Here is an 18,779-nt window from a genome sequence, read left to right on the forward strand (position 1 = left end):
GCGCCGCGCTTCGCCTGGCCGGTCAGCGCTTCGGATTCGCGCACGGGATGGTCGGGCCGGGCGCAACAGTGAAACCTTCTCCATTTTTGCGAGGCATCTCCATGCCGATCCAATCGATTTCCCATACGCAGCTCAGCGCCCTGTTCAATGACGGCCAGGGCAAGACCGACACGCAGGACCTCGTCAAGAAGGTCCTGGAAATGCTGCTCGTCAGCCTGCTGCAGAAGCTGAGCCAGAAAGACGATGCGCCATCGTCCAGCCAGCCCACCAACGCTCCCGCAGCCAGCCCGGCCGCAAGCCCCACCAGCCAACCCAGCGTGAACCCGGCGTCCAACACGGACCGCAGCCGATCCGGCGGACAACCCCCTGCCCCGCCGAGCCCGTCCGCGACGGCACCGGCACCGGCACCGGCACCGGCACCGGCTCCGGCTCCGGCCTCCACCCCCCAACCATCCGACACGCCCACCAGCACCGCCACCACCACCACGCCCAATCCCGCGCCCAGCGGCACGGCGGGCAATGATTTCAGCACGCAGAGCGTGGCGGAAGGCGCGGGCAAGGTCAGCCCGAAATTCCAGCCGGTGCTGCGTGGCGACGAGTCGCAAAAGGATGCGCAGATCAAGACCCAGGCGGACTTCGGCAAGGCGGTCGATGCCACGGCGAAGGAATACGGGCTGGACCCGAACCTGTTCCGCGCCCAGCTGGAGGTGGAATCCAATGCCTTCTCCAAAGGCTTCCAGGGCGCCATGAAGCACGAAGGCGACCTGGGGCGCGCCAGCGAGAACAACACTTCCATCGGCCTCGGACAGATCTCCCGCAAGTTCCTCGATGGCCGCGAATGGTCGGACGGCGGCCCCGGCAACGAGCGGGTCGGCGGCCAGAAGGTGTCCACAGAGCAATACCAGGGCAGCGTGACGACCCAGCTGCGCATGGCCGCATCCAACCTGGCGCAACGCGTGGAAGACAACGGCGGCCTGCAGCAAGGGCTGGCGTACTACGTGTCGGGCAACCCCGACCCGAGCAACGCCAACGCCAGCGCCTACATCGACCGGATGAATACCGCGCTGAAAGATCCTGCGGTCATGACCCCGGGCCGCTGACCCCCACCGGCAGCGCGCCGGCCGCGGTGCGGTGCCGGCGCGCCCCGCGGCCCATCACTGCGGCGCAGGCGCTCCGATGTCCGTGCGCACCCAGTCGTCGAGCAGCGCCTTTTCATACCGCAGCGGATCGCTGGCGCCCCGCCCGGCCCGCGACATGAAGGACGGATCGCGCAGCTCGCGGCGCCCGGTCTGCAGCACGCGGCCATCGGCGGCCACGCGCTGGAACTCCAGGTCGATGCGCGGCGGATACACGTCGCGCACGATGCGCACCTGCGCCAGTTGGGGGCCGCGCCCGGGCTCGAACCCGCCCGCGCGCTGCACGTCGGTGATGCGCACCGCCAGCCGTTCGCCATCGGGCAGCGCGGCCGCGGCGCGTTCGGACAGGTACTGGCACAAGGCGTCCACCCACGCCCGGCGCGCGCGGTCGGACTCGTGCGGGCCCATGCGGGCATCGCTGAAGCGGGAGGGATCGTCGTACTCCACGCTGACGATGCCGGGAGGAACCGGATGCGCCCCGTGTGCCGCGCCGGGGCCGGGAGCGGCCGGCCGTGCGGATTCCGGGGCCGGGCTTCGGCTCGCCAAGGGCGCCTGGGGCGCTTCCGGGGCCGCTGGCGGCCCGCCCGCGCAGCCGGCCAGCACCGCGGCGGCGGCCAGCAGGGCCAGCGCCGCGCCCGCGCGGCCGCGTCCCGGCCTGGCCATGCCCGCGGCGCGCGCCGCGGTGCCGCGCCGCCTCGGTAGGGAATGGTGGGTCATGGCAAGGCTCCTTTTGGGGTGGATGGTGCGGCGGCGGGCTCCGCCGTGCGGCGCCAGAACTCGGGCTGGCCGTAATGGTGCTTGAGGTAGTCGATCCACAGCCGCACGCGCAGCGGCATGTGCTTGCGCTGGGGAAAGACCACGTAGATGCCATTGGGCGGCGCGGCGAAGTCTTCCAGCACGGCGGCCAGGCGCCCCGCGGCGATCTCGGCCTCGACCTCCCAGGTGCTGCGCCAGGCGATGCCCCAGCCGCCCAGGCACCAGTCGTGCAGCACCTGCCCATCCGAGCAGTCCAGCGGACCGCCGGGCTTGAAGTGCACGACCTCGGTGCCGTCGCCTTCGGCCGCCGGCATGCGAAAGGCCCAGCCCCGCGTTTGCGAAGCGTCGCTGGAGAGCGTGAGGCAGGCGTGCTGCGCCAGGTCGCCCGGGTGGCGCGGCGTGCCGTGGCGCGCCAGATAGGCGGGCGTTGCCACGCACAGACGCCGGTTGTCGGCGATGCGCACGCTCACCAGGGACGAATCGGGCAGGTCGCCCACGCGCACCGCGCAGTCGAACCCCTCGCCGGCCAGATCGACCACGCGGTCGCTCAGGTTGAGCGAGATGGTCACCTCGGAATGCAGGTCGCGAAAGCGCGGCACCAGCGGTGCCACGTGGCGCCGGCCGAAGCCCGCCGGCGCGGTGATGCGCAGGTGCCCGGTGGCCTTCACGCCGCCGGCGGACACGCTGGCCTCGGCATTCGCCACGTCGGACAGCAGGCGCTGGCAATCTTCGAGAAAGGCGCTGCCCTCGTGCGTGAGGTGGATGCGCCGCGTGGTGCGCACCATGAGCTTCACCCCCAGGTGCTCTTCCAGCGCATCGAGCCGGCGCCCCATGATGGCGGGGGCCACGCCTTCGGCCTTGGCGGCGGCGGTGAGGCTGCCGCGCGCTGCCACCGACACGAATGACTCGAAGGCCTTGAGCTTGTCCATGGGCGCCGATTATGGGGATGCAGGTCATGGATCGGCTGAGGTTTCGCACCGATTCCACACGTAGGATTCAAAGCAAAAATGGCCTTCGGCGCATATTCAACTAGGGCATATAGCTATTAAATTTATAGCACCAGGAAAACGCCGTCCGGCGGCCCTGTGCCGGGCGCGCTCCTCTGACCATCCGCGATTCGTGCGTAAAAGTCATTGGTTATGCGCTTTTCAGGCGGTTTATGTGGCTAAAAAATTCCAATACAGTGGGCTGCACGGTGCCCCGCAGGCGCCACCGCCCCGTTTTCCTCCTCTTTCCCCCATCCACCGAGACCCCATCACCATGACCGACCGCACCCCCGTTCACGGCCTGCAAGTGGCCACCTCCCTGCACCGCTTCGTCGAGGACCGGGTGCTGCCCGGCACGGGCGTGGACAGCGGGGCGTTCTGGAAGGGCTTCAGCGCGCTGGTGTCCGACCTGGCGCCGCGCAACATCGCCCTGCTGGCCGAGCGCGACCGCCTGCAGGCCGAACTGGACACCTGGCACCGCGCCCACCCCGGCCCGGTGCAGAACATGGCGGCGTACCGCGCCTTCCTCGAACAGATCGGCTACCTGGTGCCCCAGCCCGCCGACGTGCAGGCCACCACGTCCAATGTGGACGACGAACTCGCTACGCAGGCCGGCCCGCAACTGGTGGTGCCGATCCTGAACGCGCGCTATGCGCTCAACGCGGCCAACGCGCGCTGGGGCTCGCTGTACGACGCGCTCTACGGCACCGATGCCATCCCCGAGACCGATGGCGCCGAAAAAGGCCCGGGCTACAACCCCGTGCGGGGCGCCCGCGTCATTGCCTTCGCACGCGAGGTGCTCGACCAGGCCGCGCCGCTGGCCCAGGGCACGCACAAGAACGCCACCGGATACCGCGTGGAAGGCGGCCAATTGGTCGTCGCGCTGGAGGACGGCGGCACCACCGGCCTGCAGGAAGCGGCCCAGTTCGTGGGCTACCAGGGCGAGGCGTCGGCGCCTTCGTCCGTGCTGCTGCGCCACCACGGCCTGCACCTGGACCTGCAGATCGACCGCAGCACGCCCATCGGCAAGACCGACCCTGCTGGCGTGAGCGATCTGGTGGTGGAGGCCGCGCTCTCGACCATCCTCGATCTGGAAGATTCCGTGGCCGCCGTCGATGCCGAGGACAAGGTCAACGGCTACGCCAACTGGCTGGGCATCCTCAAAGCCGACCTGACCGAGCAGGTGAGCAAGGGCGGCAAGACCTTCACGCGCGGGCTGAACCCCGACCGCCTGTACATCGCGCCGAACGGCAGCGGCGAGGTGCGCCTGCATGGCCGCTCGCTCATGTTCCTGCGCAACGTGGGCCACCTGATGACCAACCCGGCCGTGCTGTGGACCGATGCGCAGGGCACGCAGCGCGAGATTCCCGAAGGCATCCTGGATGCCGTGGTCACCACCACCATCGCGCTGCACGACCTGCAGGGCAAGGGCCAGGGCGGCATCCGCAACTCGCGCAAGGGCAGCGTCTATATCGTCAAGCCCAAGATGCACGGCCCGGCCGAGGTGGCCTTCGCCAGCGACCTGTTCGGCCGCGTGGAGCAGTTGCTGGGCCTTCCGGCCAACACCGTCAAGCTGGGCATCATGGACGAGGAGCGCCGCACCAGCGTGAATCTGAAGGCCTGCATCGCCGCGGCTTCGGCGCGCGTGGCGTTCATCAACACGGGCTTCCTGGACCGTACGGGCGACGAGATGCACACCGCCATGCAGGCCGGCCCCATGGTGCGCAAGGGCGACATGAAGGCCAGCGCCTGGATTCAGTCGTACGAGAAGAACAACGTGCTGGTGGGCCTGTCGTGCGGCCTGCGTGGCAAGGCACAGATCGGCAAGGGCATGTGGGCCATGCCCGACCTGATGGCCGAGATGCTCAAGCAAAAGATCGCCCACCCCAAGGCCGGCGCCAACACCGCGTGGGTCCCGAGCCCCACGGGCGCCACGCTGCACGCGCTGCACTACCACCAGGTCAACGTGGCCGAGGTGCAGAAGGCACTGGAAAAGACCGACGCCGACGCCGAGCGCGACAACCTGCTGACCGGCCTGCTCACGGTGCCCGTGGCTGCCGCGCCGCAATGGAGCGATGCCGAAAAGCAACAGGAGCTGGACAACAACGCCCAGGGCATCCTGGGCTACGTGGTGCGCTGGATCGACCAGGGCGTAGGCTGCTCCAAGGTGCCCGACATCCACAACGTGGGCCTGATGGAAGACCGCGCCACGCTGCGCATCAGCAGCCAGCACATGGCCAACTGGCTGCTCCACGGCGTGGTGACCGAAGCGCAGGTGCGCGAAACCTTCGAGCGCATGGCCGCCGTGGTGGACCAGCAGAACGCCGGCGACCCGCTCTACCAGAAGATGGCCGGGCGCTTTGCCGAATCGGCCGCCTACCAGGCCGCGTGCGACCTGGTCTTCAAGGGCGTGGAGCAGCCCAGCGGCTACACCGAGCCGCTGCTGCACGCGTGGCGGCTGAAGGTGAAGGCGGGCACGGCCGTGCGCTGAAACCCGTCCGCGATTTTTGGCCGGTCAGGCGCCTGCTTTTCAGCGGGCGCCGATGACGGGGCACCCAGCCGGGTGCCCCGTTTTTGTTTGCAGTCGCGCGGCGGCGGCCCGACCTCGCCCCATCGCCAAAAAACACGCCTACCAGCGTATTCGGGTAAATCCATATGTTCCGGCAAGGCGTAAGGGTTTGTAGTTGCGCCAGAGCAATGCGGAGAGAATCGCCCACCAACCAAGGGTTTTCCCTAGTCTCACCATGAACCTCCAAAACATTTCCATCGGCAAACGCCTGGGCCTGGCCTTCGCCGTGCTCATCCTCTTCCTCGTCACCATGCTGGGCGTGGGCACCTGGAAACTGCAGTCGGTGGCGCAGGAGACGGCGTCGATGATGGCCCTGCCGCTGACCAAGGAGCGGCTGATCTCCGACTGGTATCGCACCATTTTCAGCAACGTGCGCCGCCACAGCGTGGTGGCCCGCAGCACCGATTCGACCTTGGCGCAGCAGTTCGCGGCGGACAACGCGGCCGCGTCCAAGATGTCGTCCGAGCAGCAGAGCCAGCTGTCCAAGCTCATCAGCAGCCCGCAGGAGCAGGCCCTGTTCGACAAGGCCGGCGAAGAGCGCAAGCGCTTCGTCGTCGCCCGCGACGCCATCTACAAGGCCAAGGCCGAAGGCCGTTCGGAAGACGCCGAGCGCATCCTGAATGCCGACTTCACCCCCGCGGGCGAGCAATACCTGCAGGCCTTGCAGGCGCTGCTGGACTTCCAGCGCGCCGAGATCAACGAATCCTCCAAGGACGTGCAAGCCAACTACCAGAGCGGCCGGCTGCAGCTGATCGTCCTGGGCGCCATCGCCACGCTGATCGCGCTGGCCCTGGCCGTGGCGATCACCCGCAGCATCACCCATCCGCTGCACGACGCCGTGACCATGGCCAAGACCGTGGCCACCGGCGACCTCACCGTGACCTCCGACAGCACCGCCAAGGACGAAACCGGCCAGCTGCTGCGCACGCTGAACGCGATGGGCGAGCAGTTGCGCACCGCCGTGGGCCAGGTGCGCCATGGCGCCGAGGGCATCGCCGTGGCCTCCAGCGAGATCGCGCGCGGCAACCTGGACCTGTCCAGCCGCACCGAAGAGCAGGCCAGCGCGCTGCAGCAGACGGCCGCGTCGATGGAGCAGATGACCGCCACCGTGCGCCAGAACGCCGACAACGCGCGCACCGCCAACCAACTGGCGCAGGCCACCTCGGACAAGGCCGTGCGCGGCGGCGAGGTGGTGGGCAACGTGGTCTCCACGATGGGCGAGATCCATACGGCCTCGCGCAAGATCGTGGACATCATCGGCGTGATCGACGGCATCGCCTTCCAGACCAACATCCTGGCGCTGAACGCGGCCGTGGAAGCCGCCCGCGCGGGCGAGCAGGGCCGGGGCTTCGCCGTGGTGGCGAGCGAGGTGCGGGCGCTGGCCGGGCGCAGCGCAGCGGCGGCCAAGGAGATCAAAGGCCTGATCGACGACTCGGTGCAGCGCGTGGACTCCGGCAACCGGCTGGTGGAGCAGGCCGGCGAGGCCATGCGCGAGGTGGTGGATGGCGTGCGCCGCGTGACCGACCTCGTGGGCGAGATCAGCGTGGCCAGCCAGGAGCAGACCACCGGGCTGGAGCAGGTCAACCAGGCCATCTCGCAGATGGACACGGTGACGCAGCAGAACGCGGCACTGGTCGAAGAGGCCGCAGCCGCCACGGGCTCGCTGGAATCGCAGACGGCGCAGCTGGTGCGCGCGGTGGCGGTGTTCCGCGTCAGCAACGCCCAGGGCTCCGGCCCGGCTCTCGCGGCGGCGCGGCACACGCCGGCCATCGCGGGCTGACGGACGGGGCCGCGCTGGGCGCCTTCCCTGCACGGCGGCGCCAGGCAGGCCCTGAGGCAGCCTTTGCGGGGCTCTCGGCGATTGCTATTTAATTAATAGCACACTGCCTTAGAAGAATATGCGCCGGAAGGCATTTTGACTCTTTCCCCTGTGCGGCACCTGCGCGCGCTGGCGGGGCCTACACTGGCGCCTTCCCCGATGCCATGACCGCCGCGCCGCCCGACCCCACCCCTGCTGATCCCTCCCGCTGCCCCTTGTGCGGCGGGCGAAACCAGTGCGCCATCGAGGCGGGCGCGCCCGCAGCCGATTGCTGGTGCATGGCGGCCCCCGTGTCCACCCAGGCCCTGGCACGGCTGGCGCCCGAACAGCGGGGCGGGGCGTGCCTGTGCCCCCAATGCGCTGCCGGCACGGGCGCCGCGCGCCAGGGCGCAGGGCCCATGGCGCCGATATGATGGCCGCTCCCTTTTTTTGAACCCTCCCGGAAGGACTGACATGCCGACGTACCACATCGAAATGATGGAAGGCCGCACCATCGAGCAAAAGAAAAAGCTGGTGGAAGAGATCACCCGCGTCTCGGTGGAAATCCTGGGCGGCTCGCCGGACTCGGTGGACATCCTCATCACCGACGTCAAGCGCGAGAACTGGGCCACCGGCGGAAAGCTCTGGTCCGAGCGGACCTGATCTGCCCAGCCTTTGACGGATCCCGCCCGATGACCGGCCCCGGCTCCACCGCCCTGCTGCGCGAACGGTACGGCGAGCGCTACCGCTGGCTGCTCCTGCTGTCCGTGATGGTGGGCACGATGGCCTCGATCATGTCGTCCACCATCGTGAACGTGGCCATTCCCGACATGAGCCACTACTTCACGCTGGGGCAGGATCGCGCGCAGTGGGTGTCCTCGGGCTTCATGGTGGCCACCACGGTCGCCATGCTCACCACGCCCTGGCTGCTGGCCCGCTTCGGCTACCGCGCGACCTACGTGGGCGCCATGGCGCTGCTGCTGGCGGGCGGCATCGGCGGCGGCGTGGCCAGCCATTACGGGCTGGTGCTGGCCGCCCGCGTGCTCGAAGGGCTGGCCGCGGGCGTGGTGCAGCCGATTCCGGCGGTCATCATCCTCTACGCCTTCCAGCCGCACGAGCAGGGCCGCGCGAGCGGCATCTTCGGCATGGGCGTGGTCCTGGCGCCGGCCATCGGCCCGAGCATCGGCGGGCTGCTGGTGGACTGGTTCGGCTGGCGCTCGATCTTCTTCATGGTGGTGCCGTTCTGCATCACCTCCATCGCGCTGGCATACAAATTCGTGCCGGTGAGCAGCCCCGGCGGCGCCGTGGCCGGCCAGTCCGGCACCGCGCTGGACTGGCGCGGGCTGGTGCTGGGCGCGGTCGGCACGCTGTGCCTGCTCAATGGCCTGGTGGCGCTGCACGGCGGGCCCGGCCTGCAGGCCGGCGCCCTGCTGCTCGCGGCCTTGGCGGCGCTGGCCGTCTTCATCGCGTGGCAGCGCCGGCAACTGGCGCGCGGCGCCACGCCGCTCATGGACCTGCGCCTGTTCGAATACCGGCAGTTCGCCATGGGCAGCATCGTGGCCTTCATCTACGGCACGGCGCTCTTCGGCTCGACCTACCTGCTGCCGGTGTTCATGCAGCTGGGCCTGCAGCTGTCGGCCTCGCACGTGGGCACCATCATGCTGCCGGCGGGCATCGTGCTGGCCATCACCATTCCCATCGTGGGCCGGCTGGCCGACCGCCACCCCACGCATTGGCTGGTGGGCACGGGCCTGGCGCTGCTGGCGATCTCGTTCGCGCTCATGGTGCTGGTCGATCTGACCAGCGGACTGTGGATGCTGGTGGTGTTCGCGGTGCTGGGGCGCATCGGGCTCGGGTTCATCCTGCCCTCGCTCAACCTGGGGGCCATGCGGCCGCTGGCCAAGCCGCTCATTGCGCAGGGCTCCAGCGCCATCAGCTTCGTGCGCATGCTGGGCGGCGCAGCCGGCGTGAGCCTGTGCGGCATCGTGCTCGAATGGCGCATCGCCGCACATGGCGATTCGCTGCAGAACGCGGTCAGCAGCCCGGCGCGCATCGCCGCCTTCGGCGAAACCTTCTTGCTGCTCACCGGCCTGTGCCTGCTGGCCCTGGTGGCGGCCTGGCAACTGCGCGCGCCGAAGAACGGTGCAGCGGGCCGCTGACGCCGCACGCATCCTTCCTCGCTTATTCCCCCTTTTTTACACACGCCCCGCCATGTGCCAGTTGCTCGGAATGAATGCCAACACGCCGACCGATGTGACGTTCAGCTTCACGGGGTTCGCGCAACGCGCCGGCAACACGGCGGACCACTCCGACGGCTGGGGCATCGCATTCTTCGAAGACAAGGGCCTGCGCCATTTCGTGGACCACCAGCGCGCAGTGGACTCGCCCGTGGCCGAGCTGATCCGCCGCTACCCCATCCAGAGCCGCAACGTCATCGCCCACATCCGCAAGGCCACGCAGGGCAGCGTCTCGCTGCAGAACTGCCACCCGTTCGTGCGCGAGATGTGGGGCCGGTACTGGGTGTTCGCGCACAACGGCGACCTCAAGGACTTCCGCCCGCGGCTGCATTCGCACTTCCACCCCGTGGGCACGACCGACAGCGAACACGCCTTCTGCTGGATCATGCAGGAGCTGGCCAAGTCCCATGCGGGCGTGCCGAGCATTCCGGAGCTGACCATCACCCTGCGCGAACTGGCCGCGCGCATCGCCCCGCACGGCACCTTCAACTTCCTGCTGTCGAACGGCCAGGCGCTGTGGGCGCATGCCTCCACCCAGCTTTACTACATCGAGCGGCGCCACCCTTTTTCGCAGGCGCGGCTGTGCGATGAGGATTTGCGCATCGATTTTTCCGCCCACACCACGCCGCAGGACCGGGTGGCGGTCGTCGTGACGGCGCCCTTGACCAGCGACGAACAGTGGACCGCCTTCCAAAGCGGCGAGTTGCGGGTGTTCGTGGACGGTGCCTGCGTTACGCCGTAGCGCACGGGCGCTGCGCCAGCGGCGTCAGCCCAGTGGCTTCCACACAGGGGGTTCAGGGTCGGGATAGAACGGCACGCCGCCCCGTCCGGCCGGCTTGAACATCGCCTCGCGCTGGCGCTGGCGCTTGATCTCCCGGGGCTTGGCTTTGTCTGAACACTGGCGCTGCGATGGGGACATGCACGGACCTCGCAAAAGGGGCTGGGATGACTGCATTAGCGCACCGCACGCCCTGGCCGCCGTGTCGGACAGCGCCCCTGCGGCCCATCGGACGCACCAGCGCGGAGCGGGCCTCCCCCACGGCAGGCACGGGCGCTTCCGGCCCCCTCCTACAGCCCGCGGCAATGCGATTGGTTACACCAGAGGCCTGACCCCGGAACCGCAATGAACGCCTCAACCCTTTTTCGACTCGCCAAGAAATCCTGCCAGGCCTGGCTCGACGACTACGCCCCCAGCATGGGCGCCGCCATCTCGTACTACACCGCGTTCTCCATTGCGCCGCTGCTCGTCATCGTGATCTCCATCGCCGGTGCCGTGTTCGGCCAGGACGCGGTGCGCGGCACCATCGAAGGACAGATTTCCGGGCTGGTGGGGCGCGACGGCGCGCTCGCCATCCAGGGCCTCATCAAAAGCGCGCGCGAGCCCACAGAAGGCATCATCGCCAGCACCATCAGCCTGGTGCTGCTGGGCATCGGCGCGACCACGGTGTTCGGCGAAATACAAAGCGCGCTCGACCGCATCTGGCATGTGCCGGAGCCCTCCAAGCCGAGCGGCCTCTGGGGCCTGCTGCGCGCGCGCTTCCTGTCGTTCGGGCTGATCCTGGGCCTGGCCTTCCTGCTGATGGCATCGCTTACCGTGAGTGCCGCGGTGGCGGCCGCGGGCACCTGGCTCGGCGCCTTGATGCCGGGATGGGAGCTGATGCTGATGGGCATCAACACCCTGCTGTCGATGAGCATCAGCTGCGTGCTGTTCGCGATGATTTTCAAGTTCATGCCCTCGGTGCCGATCGCCTGGCGCGACGTGTGGGTGGGCGCGGCGGTGACCGCCGTGCTGTTCGAGGTGGGCAAGGTGCTGATCGGCCTGTACGTGGGCAAGGCGGGCCTCAGTTCGACCTATGCCGCAGCGGGCGCCATCGCGGTGGTGCTGATCTGGGTGTATTACGCGGCGCAGATCTTCCTGCTGGGCGCGGAATTCACCAAGGTGTATGCGGCCGAACACGGCTCGCACGCTGCTGCGCCGGAGGCTTTGCTGGACCCGGTCGAGCCGCGCAAGGGCGCAGTCGGCAGCGACACGGCACTCACGCCCGTCACCCCGCTGCCAGCCCCGGCCTCCATGACTCCCGCAGCCGCCATGTCCACCAGCGCCCTGGCCACCACCGTGGCACTGCTCGCCGCGCGCGTGGCATTGTCTTTGTGGCTGGAGCGGCGCGAAAAGCGCGATGCGTTACGCAGGCGGCCTTGAAGCAGCGGTAACGACGGCCGACGGGGAATCGGCAGGAATGGAAACGGAGGGAGCCGGAACAGTGCGTTGTCGGGCACTCCGGAAATCATCGATGGTGCGGCTGGCGGGGATCGAACCCACGACCCTTGGCTTCGGAGGCCAATACTCTATCCACTGAGCTACAGCCGCACAGAAGGGCCATGGCGGCCCGATCAGTCGGCGATTATGGCACGGCACCCGCGGCGCGCGGACACAGGCTCTGCAATGAACAATCCTCCAGCCAGTCCGGCAGCGGCGGCAGGTCCAGGCCCAGCCCGCGCAGGTAGGCATCCACGGAGGCGCGCCCGGTGGCGGGAAGGTCGAAATTGGCCCGGTTGAGGATCCAGCCCTGCAGCAGCCCTTCGAAGATGGCCTGCAGGGCGATCGCCGCGATCTCCGGGGGCATGGGCAGCTGCAGCTTCTGGCTTTCGGCGGCCAGGCGCAGGTCGTTGGCGAGCTGCTCGCGGAAGGCGCCGCAGGCGGCGATGTGCCGATCGCGCACCCCCGCCAGTTCCTCGACGTACTCCACCCGGAAGAAGGCAATCTCGAAAACACGCTGCATGCGCTGGTCCTGCGACAGATTGCGCAGCACGATGTCGATCACGCCGCGCATGCGTTGCAGCGGCGCCATGTTTTCATTGCTCTCACACTCGCCATTGGCGCGCTCCAGCGGCAGGGTGACGCGCTCCATCATGGCGTTGAAAAGATCGACCTTGTCCTTGAAGTGCCAGTAGATGGCGCCGCGCGTGGCGCCGGCGGCCTGCGCGATCTCGTTGAGCGACGCGTGCGAGACACCCTTCTGGTAAAAGACCTGCTCGGCCGCATCCAGCAAACTATTGCGTGTCGCAACGGCATCTTCTTTGGTGCGTCGGGCCATGGGGGCGTGTCTCCTTTTGTGTTCGATGTCCGCGTTTTTCTGGCGTCGCTCACCCTGTGGGAAGGGCCGCGCCAGCGCTTCGCCGCAATTATACATTCATGTTTGTATGTATAATCGCGCACCGAATTCAAGGGCCATCTGCGTGGTTGATGCCGATCAAAGACATCTCCGTGCCTGCATGGCCTTTTCAATTAGCGCATTTCCGGAAGGACTTTCATGCCCCGCCTCAGTGACGATCTTGGCGTTTCCGCTGCCGCCATCCCCCCCGCCCGCCGTGTCGTGGCCCTGTGCCTCAGCCTGGTCGCCGCCGCCGTCCTGGTGGCCTGTGGCAAAAGCGAAGCCCCGGCCCAGGCCGGCGGCGGCGCCCCCCCACCGCCCCAGGTGGGCGTGGTCACCGTGGCGCCCGGCGACGTGGGTCTCGTGACCGAGCTGCCTGGCCGGCTGGAGGCCTCCCGCGTGGCGGAAGTGCGCGCACGGGCTGCGGGCATCCTGCAAAAGCGCCTTTTCACCGAAGGCAGCGACGTGAAGGCCGGGCAAAAGCTCTTCGCCATCGACGACGCGCCCTACCGGGCTTCGCTGGAAAGCGCACGGGCGAGCGTGGCGCAGGCCGATGCCAACGTGGCCCAGACCCGCGCGCTGGCCGAGCGCTACAAGCCCCTCGTCGCCGTGAACGCGATCAGCAAGCAGGAGTACGACAACGCCGTCGCCTCGCAAAAGACCGCCGAGGCCAACCTTGCCGCCGCCCGCGCCTCCGTGACGACGGCGCAGATCAACGTGGGCTACGCGGCCGTGACCGCCCCCATTTCCGGCCGCATCGGCCGTGCGCTGGTGACCGAAGGCGCGCTGGTGGGCCAGGGCTCGGCCACCGAGCTGGCAGTCATCCAGCAGATCGATCCGCTGTATGTGAACTTCACGCAGTCCGCCTCCGACGCGCTCAAGCTCAAGGCCGGCCTGTCCAGCGGTAAATACAAGCAGGCGGGCAAGGGAACGGCCAGCGTGAGCGTCGTGCTGGAAGACGGCAGCCTCTACCCCCAGACCGGCAAGCTGCTGTTCACCGACCTGTCGGTGGACCCGACCAGCGGCCAGGTCACGCTGCGCGCCGAGATCCCCAACACCGACCGCCAGTTGCTCCCCGGCCTCTACGTGCGCGTGCGCCTGGAGCAGGCCCAGGTGGCCGGCGGCGTGCTGCTCCCGCAGCAGGCAGTGACCCGCTCGGCCAAGGCCGACACCGTGATGGTGGTGGGCCCCGACAACCACCTGACCCCCCGCCCGATCAAGCTCGGGCCGGCGCAGGGCACGAACTGGGTGGTGCTGGAAGGCCTGAAGACGGGCGAGAAGGTCATGGTGGACGGCTTCCAGAAGCTGCCGCGCGGCAAGCCTGGCGATCCGATCGTCGTGCAGCCCGTGGCCTGGCAGGCCGGCGGCGCTGGCGCCCCGGCGCCTGGTGCGCCGACTGCTGCTGCGGCGCCCGGTGCGCCCGCCTCTGCTGCGGCTCCCGCTGCGTCCGCCGCTTCCGCTGCCGCCCCGGCCAAGCCATAAGAAGGAGCGCGGCACATGGCCAAGTTCTTCATCGAGCGCCCCATCTTCGCGTGGGTGATCACCATTTTCATCATCGTGATGGGGGCCATCTCCATCACGCGGCTGCCGATCGCGCAGTACCCCGCCGTGGCGCCGCCGACCATCCAGGTTTCGGTGGCCTACCCCGGCGCCAACGCCCAGACGCTGGAGGACAGCGTGCTGGCCGTCATCGAACGCGAGATGAACGGCGCGAGCGGCCTGGCCTACGTCGAGACGACCAGCCAGGCCAACGGCACCGGCAGCATCGTTTTGAGCTTCGAGCCCGGCACCAACGCCGATCTCGCGCAGGTGGACGTGCAGAACCGGCTTTCCCGCGCCACGCCGCGGTTGCCGAGCGCCGTGACGCAGCAGGGCGTGCGCGTGGAGCAGTCGCGCTCCAACTTCCTGATGTTCGCCATGCTCACCACGGAAAGCCCGGACGTGAGCATCGAGGCGCTGAACGACTATGCCGCGCGCAACGTGGTTCCCGAACTGCAGCGCGTGGCCGGCGTGGGCACGCTCACGCAGTTCGGCTCGGAACGCGCCATGCGGATCTGGGTGGACCCGGCCAAGCTCAAGGGCTTCAACCTGTCGCTCGATCAGGTCAACGCGGCCATCCGCGCGCAGAACGCGCAGGTGTCCGCCGGTAACCTGGGCGATCTGCCCGCTGAAACGGGCCAGCCCGTGGCGGCCACCATCGTGGTGCAGGGCCAGTTGTCGTCGGCCGAAGAGTTCGGCCGCATCGTGCTGCGCGCCAACACGGACGGCTCGGCCGTGCGCCTGAAGGACGTGGCCCGCATCGAGCTGGGATCACAGAGCTACAACACCAGCGCGCGCCTGAACGGCAAGGACGCCGTGGGCCTGGGCGTTCAGCCCACGCCTTCCGCCAATGCCTTGGCCACCGCCAAGGCCGTGAAGGCCAAGCTGGAAGAACTCAAGAAGTTCTTCCCGCAGGGCGTGAACTACGTGGTGCCTTACGACACCTCCAAGTTCGTGTCGGTCTCGATCGAGAAGGTGGTGCATACGCTGATCGAAGCTGTGGTGCTGGTGTTCATCGTGATGTTCCTGTTCCTGCAGAATTTCCGCTACACCATCATCCCGACCATCGTGGTGCCAGTGGCGCTGCTGGGCACTTTCGGGGTGCTGATGGCCATGGGCTTTTCGATCAACGTGCTGACCATGTTCGGCATGGTGCTGGTGATCGGGATCGTCGTGGACGATGCCATCGTGGTGGTGGAGAACGTCGAGCGGATCATGGCCGAGGAAGGGCTGCCGCCGCTGCAGGCCACCCGCAAGGCCATGGGCCAGATCTCGGGCGCTGTGATCGGCGTGACCGTGGTGCTGATCTCGGTGTTCGTGCCGCTGGCGTTCTTCGCGGGCTCCACCGGCAACATCTACCGCCAGTTCGCAGCCACGATGGCGACGTCGATCGCCTTCTCGGCGTTCCTCGCGCTGTCGCTCACGCCCGCCCTGTGCGCCACGCTGCTCAAGCCGATCGATCCGGAGCACCATGCCGAGAAGAAAGGCTTCTTCGGATGGTTCAACCGTTCGTTCAAGAGCGCCACGCACGGCTATGAAACCCGCATGGGCAAGCTGCTGCGCCGCAGCGGCCGCATGATGATCGTGTACCTCGCGCTGATCGCCGCGGTGGCGGTGGTGTTCATGCGCCTGCCGACCTCGTTCCTGCCCAACGAAGACCAGGGCTACATCATCACCAACGTGCAGTTGCCGCCCGGCGCCGCGCAGTCGCGAACCAGCGAGGTGCTCAAGCAGGTCGAGGGCTACATGCTCAAGCAGCCCGAGGTCGAGAACATCGTGACCGTGGCAGGCTTCTCGTTCTCCGGCCAGGGCCAGAACGCCGGCCTGGCCTTCGTGATCCTGAAGGACTGGAGCGAGCGCTCCGGCGCCGAGCATGCGGCCGCGGCCGTGGCGGGCCGCGCCTTCGGTGCCCTGTCCAGCATCCGCGATGCGTTCATCTTCGCGTTGAGCCCGCCACCCATTCCCGAACTGGGCACGGGCACCGGCTTCAACTTCCGTCTGCAGGACCGTGCAGGCCAGGGCCACGATGCGCTGCTGGGGGCTCGCAACCAGTTGCTCGGCATGGCCGGGCAAAGCAAGATCCTGGCGGGCGTGCGCCCCGACGGCATGGAAGATGCGCCGCAGATGCAGATCGACATCGACCGCGACAAGGCCAACGCCTTGGGGATCGGCTTCGATAGCATCAGCTCCGCGCTGTCCACCGCGCTGGGTTCGAGCTACATCAACGACTTCCCGAACAAGGGCCGCCTGCAACGCGTCGTGGTGCAAGCCGACGCCGCCGCGCGGATGCGTCCCGAATCGGTGCTGGACCTGCCCGTCGTGAACAGCCAGGGCCAGACGGTGCCGCTCTCGACCTTCGCCACCACGCGCTGGATCACGGGCGCCATGCAGACGGTGCGCTACAACGGCTATCCGTCCATCAAGATCGCAGGCGACGCCGGTCCCGGCTTCACCACCGGCGATGCGATGAATGAGATGGAGCGCCTGGCAGGCCAGCTGCCGCCCGGCTTCGGCTTCGAGTGGACGGGCCAGTCCCGCGAAGAAAAGCTCGCGGGCTCCCAGGCCATGATCCTGTATGCGTTCTCGCTGCTGGCCGTGTTCCTTTGCCTGGCCGCGCTCTATGAAAGCTGGACGATTCCCGTCTCGGTCCTGCTGGTGGTGCCGCTGGGCGTGCTGGGCGTGCTGCTGGCCACGCTGATGCGCGGCATGTCCAACGACGTGTACTTCCAGATCGGGCTGGTGACCATCATCGGCCTGTCAGCGAAGAACGCAATCTTGATCGTGGAGTTCGCCAAGGACCTGCAGGCCGAAGGCAAGAGCGCGCTGGAGGCCGCCCTGGAAGCCGCTCACCTGCGCTTTCGGCCGATCATCATGACCTCGCTGGCGTTCACGCTGGGCGTGGTGCCGCTGTTCATCGCCTCAGGTGCCAGCTCGGCCAGCCAGCGTGCCATCGGCACCGGCGTGATCGGCGGGATGATCACCGGCACCGTGCTGGCCGTGGTCTTCGTGCCCGTGTTCTTCGTGCTGGTGCGCACGCTCTTCAAGGGCAGTAAACGCCAGCAGGAGCACGACGCCAAGCAGGTCCAGCACCGCCATGCCACGGAAAACCTTGAATGACGACCGATCCGCTGGAGACCCCCATGCCCCATCCCTCGTCCCTGCGCGCTAGTGCGCGCATCGCACGCCCCCTGCTGAGCGTGGTGGCTGCAGCCGCCCTGCTGGCCGGCTGCAGCTTCATTCCGACCTACGAGCGGCCCGCCGCCCCGGTGCCGCAGGCGTACCCCAACGCCGCGGCCGCCGGCGGCGCCGAAACGGCCAAGGCCGCGGCCGACATCGACTGGAAGGAATACTTCGCCGATGCGCGCCTGCAGACGCTGATCGCCATCGCGCTGGAGAACAACCGCGACCTGCGCGTGGCCGCGCTCAACATCGAGCAGGCCCGCGCGCAGTTCCAGATCCAGCGCGCCGGCCAGTTCCCCACGGTGAACGCCGCCGTCAACGCGACGCGCCAGCCGGATGCGGCGACGGGCTCCTACGCCAACAACTACCAGGTGGGCCTGGCGGTTTCCGCCTGGGAAATCGACTTCTTCGGGCGCATCGCCGCCTTGAAGGAACAGGCCCTGGCGCAGTATTTCGCCACCGAAGAAGCGCGCCGGTCCACCCAGCTGAGCCTGGTGTCGTCCGTGGCCACCGCCTGGTTCAACCTGCTGGCCGACGAGGAACTGCTCGACATTTCCCGCCGCACCCTGGGCACGCGCGAAGAGTCGGTCAAGCTGACGCGCCTGCGCCTGGAAAACGGCGTGAGTTCCGAGCTGGACAACAGCCAGGCGGAAGGTCTGGCGCAGGCCGCGCGCGCAACGTATGCGCAGCAGCGGCGCCAGCGCATGCAGGACGAGAACGCCCTGGCCCTGCTGCTGGGCCAGCCCCTGCCGCAGAACATCCGCGACAGCCTGGGCACCACGGTGTCGCGCCTGGCCGACGCGCCCGCCATGCCGGCGCTGCCTGCAGGCTTGCCGTCCGACCTGCTCACGCGGCGCCCCGACATCCGCCAGGCCGAGCAGCAACTCATCGCCGCCAACGCGAACATCGGCGCGGCGCGCGCGGCGTTCTTCCCGCGCATCTCGCTGACCGCGAGCGTGGGCACGGTGAGCAACGAGCTGTCGGGCCTGTTCAAGAGCGGCTCCTGGGCCTTCTCGCTGGCACCGCAGGCGGCGCTGCCGATCTTCGATGCCGGCCGCAACCAGGCCACGCTCGAATCGGCACGGGCCGCACGCTCCATCTCGGTGGCGCAGTACGAAAAGTCGATCCAGACCGCTTTCCGCGAAGTGTCCGACGCCCTCGCGGGCCAGGCCACCCTCGGAGAACAACTGGCGGCCCAGCGCGCCCAGGCGGATGCGGATGCCAAGCGCCTGCAGCTGTCGGACCTGCGCTACCGCAACGGCGTGGCCAGCTACCTCGACCTGCTGGATGCGCAGCGCTCGCTGTTCACGTCCGAGCAGCTCGTGGTGCAGACGCGACTGATCCAGCTGCAAAACCAGATCACCCTCTACAAGGTGCTGGGTGGCGGCTGGACGCCGCAGGACGAGCGCGCCCAGGGCTCCTGACC

The 18,779-nt window shown here is 68.3% G+C and carries 15 protein-coding genes and 1 tRNA gene; 11 read left to right on the plus strand and 5 right to left on the minus strand.

Annotation, left to right across the window (positions count from 1 at the left end):
* The first annotated feature begins 101 nt into the window (after nt 1–101).
* Nucleotides 102–1,100 carry an FmdB family transcriptional regulator gene (locus M5C98_RS21860; protein WP_272549560.1) on the plus strand — a complete coding sequence of 333 codons (999 nt, stop codon included), beginning with the start codon at nt 102–104 and terminating at the stop codon, nt 1,098–1,100.
* Between the two features lie 54 nt (nt 1,101–1,154).
* Here M5C98_RS21860 and M5C98_RS21865 read toward each other — a convergent pair whose 3' ends face one another.
* Nucleotides 1,155–1,853: a DUF3016 domain-containing protein gene (locus tag M5C98_RS21865; protein ID WP_336298491.1), complete on the minus strand. Its 699-nt coding sequence runs from the start codon at nt 1,851–1,853 to the stop codon at nt 1,155–1,157.
* Nucleotides 1,850–2,821 carry a LysR family transcriptional regulator gene (locus M5C98_RS21870; RefSeq protein ID WP_272549562.1) on the minus strand — a complete coding sequence of 324 codons (972 nt, stop codon included), beginning with the start codon at nt 2,819–2,821 and terminating at the stop codon, nt 1,850–1,852. Before M5C98_RS21870 ends, M5C98_RS21865 begins: the two co-directional genes overlap by 4 nt.
* Nucleotides 2,822–3,152: 331 nt before the next feature.
* On the opposite strand from M5C98_RS21870, the gene M5C98_RS21875 reads away from it, so the two are divergent.
* The 6 genes from M5C98_RS21875 (at nt 3,153) to M5C98_RS21900 (ending at nt 10,224) form a co-directional block, all read left to right on the plus strand.
* A complete protein-coding gene (locus M5C98_RS21875; protein WP_272549564.1) occupies nt 3,153–5,369 on the plus strand; it encodes a malate synthase G in 2,217 nt (738 codons plus the stop codon).
* Between the two features lie 253 nt (nt 5,370–5,622).
* Nucleotides 5,623–7,227 (plus strand): methyl-accepting chemotaxis protein, encoded by a 1,605-nt coding sequence (locus tag M5C98_RS21880; protein ID WP_272549566.1) that lies wholly within the window; start codon nt 5,623–5,625, stop codon nt 7,225–7,227.
* A 203-nt stretch (nt 7,228–7,430) separates the two neighbouring features.
* On the plus strand, nt 7,431–7,679 hold the full coding sequence (locus M5C98_RS21885) for a cysteine-rich CWC family protein (RefSeq protein ID WP_272549569.1): 249 nt from the start codon (nt 7,431–7,433) through the stop codon (nt 7,677–7,679).
* Nucleotides 7,680–7,719: 40 nt separating this feature from the next.
* Nucleotides 7,720–7,908 carry a 4-oxalocrotonate tautomerase gene (locus tag M5C98_RS21890; protein WP_272549570.1) on the plus strand — a complete coding sequence of 63 codons (189 nt, stop codon included), beginning with the start codon at nt 7,720–7,722 and terminating at the stop codon, nt 7,906–7,908.
* A 29-nt stretch (nt 7,909–7,937) separates the two neighbouring features.
* Nucleotides 7,938–9,404: a DHA2 family efflux MFS transporter permease subunit gene (locus tag M5C98_RS21895; RefSeq protein WP_272549571.1), complete on the plus strand. Its 1,467-nt coding sequence runs from the start codon at nt 7,938–7,940 to the stop codon at nt 9,402–9,404.
* Between the two features lie 52 nt (nt 9,405–9,456).
* Nucleotides 9,457–10,224: a class II glutamine amidotransferase gene (locus M5C98_RS21900; protein WP_272549573.1), complete on the plus strand. Its 768-nt coding sequence runs from the start codon at nt 9,457–9,459 to the stop codon at nt 10,222–10,224.
* A 24-nt stretch (nt 10,225–10,248) separates the two neighbouring features.
* Here the strand turns inward: M5C98_RS21900 and M5C98_RS21905 are convergent, their stop codons facing one another.
* Complete coding sequence (locus M5C98_RS21905; protein WP_272549574.1) at nt 10,249–10,401, minus strand: hypothetical protein; 153 nt, start codon at nt 10,399–10,401, stop codon at nt 10,249–10,251.
* Between the two features lie 204 nt (nt 10,402–10,605).
* Between M5C98_RS21905 and M5C98_RS21910 the strand changes: the two genes are divergently transcribed.
* Nucleotides 10,606–11,682 carry a YihY/virulence factor BrkB family protein gene (locus M5C98_RS21910; RefSeq protein WP_272549575.1) on the plus strand — a complete coding sequence of 359 codons (1,077 nt, stop codon included), beginning with the start codon at nt 10,606–10,608 and terminating at the stop codon, nt 11,680–11,682.
* Between the two features lie 92 nt (nt 11,683–11,774).
* Here M5C98_RS21910 and M5C98_RS21915 read toward each other — a convergent pair.
* Together M5C98_RS21915 and M5C98_RS21920 are read right to left on the minus strand one after the other, a co-directional pair.
* A tRNA-Arg gene (locus M5C98_RS21915) sits at nt 11,775–11,850 on the minus strand.
* Nucleotides 11,851–11,884: 34 nt separating this feature from the next.
* On the minus strand, nt 11,885–12,577 hold the full coding sequence (locus M5C98_RS21920; RefSeq protein WP_272549577.1) for a TetR family transcriptional regulator: 693 nt from the start codon (nt 12,575–12,577) through the stop codon (nt 11,885–11,887).
* 216 nt (nt 12,578–12,793) lie between these two features.
* Between M5C98_RS21920 and M5C98_RS21925 the strand changes: the two genes are divergently transcribed.
* Genes M5C98_RS21925 through M5C98_RS21935 form a run of 3 tightly spaced genes read left to right on the plus strand, consistent with a single transcriptional unit; the run spans nt 12,794 to nt 18,777 of the window.
* Entirely contained in the window at nt 12,794–14,116 is a 1,323-nt protein-coding gene (locus tag M5C98_RS21925) for an efflux RND transporter periplasmic adaptor subunit (protein WP_272549579.1), read from the plus strand.
* A gap of 15 nt (nt 14,117–14,131) precedes the next feature.
* A complete protein-coding gene (locus M5C98_RS21930) occupies nt 14,132–17,290 on the plus strand; it encodes an efflux RND transporter permease subunit (protein WP_272549580.1) in 3,159 nt (1,052 codons plus the stop codon).
* A 23-nt stretch (nt 17,291–17,313) separates the two neighbouring features.
* On the plus strand, nt 17,314–18,777 hold the full coding sequence (locus M5C98_RS21935) for an efflux transporter outer membrane subunit (protein ID WP_272553369.1): 1,464 nt from the start codon (nt 17,314–17,316) through the stop codon (nt 18,775–18,777).
* Nucleotides 18,778–18,779: the final 2 nt, after the last annotated feature.

The organism is Acidovorax sp. NCPPB 3576, from assembly GCF_028473605.1.
In the GTDB taxonomy this organism is placed as follows: Bacteria; Pseudomonadota; Gammaproteobacteria; order Burkholderiales; family Burkholderiaceae_C; genus Paracidovorax.

Bases quoted from the DNA above. Each gene is read 5' to 3' on its own strand.
- M5C98_RS21860 (WP_272549560.1), top strand. From the start codon at position 102: ATGCCGATCCAATCGATTTCCCATACGCAGCTCAGCGCCCTGTTCAAT.
- M5C98_RS21865 (WP_336298491.1), bottom strand. From the start codon at position 1,853: ATGACCCACCATTCCCTACCGAGGCGGCGCGGCACCGCGGCGCGCGCC.
- M5C98_RS21870 (WP_272549562.1), bottom strand. From the start codon at position 2,821: ATGGACAAGCTCAAGGCCTTCGAGTCATTCGTGTCGGTGGCAGCGCGC.
- M5C98_RS21875 (WP_272549564.1), top strand. From the start codon at position 3,153: ATGACCGACCGCACCCCCGTTCACGGCCTGCAAGTGGCCACCTCCCTG.
- M5C98_RS21880 (WP_272549566.1), top strand. From the start codon at position 5,623: ATGAACCTCCAAAACATTTCCATCGGCAAACGCCTGGGCCTGGCCTTC.
- M5C98_RS21885 (WP_272549569.1), top strand. From the start codon at position 7,431: ATGACCGCCGCGCCGCCCGACCCCACCCCTGCTGATCCCTCCCGCTGC.
- M5C98_RS21890 (WP_272549570.1), top strand. From the start codon at position 7,720: ATGCCGACGTACCACATCGAAATGATGGAAGGCCGCACCATCGAGCAA.
- M5C98_RS21895 (WP_272549571.1), top strand. From the start codon at position 7,938: ATGACCGGCCCCGGCTCCACCGCCCTGCTGCGCGAACGGTACGGCGAG.
- M5C98_RS21900 (WP_272549573.1), top strand. From the start codon at position 9,457: ATGTGCCAGTTGCTCGGAATGAATGCCAACACGCCGACCGATGTGACG.
- M5C98_RS21905 (WP_272549574.1), bottom strand. From the start codon at position 10,401: ATGTCCCCATCGCAGCGCCAGTGTTCAGACAAAGCCAAGCCCCGGGAG.
- M5C98_RS21910 (WP_272549575.1), top strand. From the start codon at position 10,606: ATGAACGCCTCAACCCTTTTTCGACTCGCCAAGAAATCCTGCCAGGCC.
- M5C98_RS21920 (WP_272549577.1), bottom strand. From the start codon at position 12,577: ATGGCCCGACGCACCAAAGAAGATGCCGTTGCGACACGCAATAGTTTG.
- M5C98_RS21925 (WP_272549579.1), top strand. From the start codon at position 12,794: ATGCCCCGCCTCAGTGACGATCTTGGCGTTTCCGCTGCCGCCATCCCC.
- M5C98_RS21930 (WP_272549580.1), top strand. From the start codon at position 14,132: ATGGCCAAGTTCTTCATCGAGCGCCCCATCTTCGCGTGGGTGATCACC.
- M5C98_RS21935 (WP_272553369.1), top strand. From the start codon at position 17,314: ATGCCCCATCCCTCGTCCCTGCGCGCTAGTGCGCGCATCGCACGCCCC.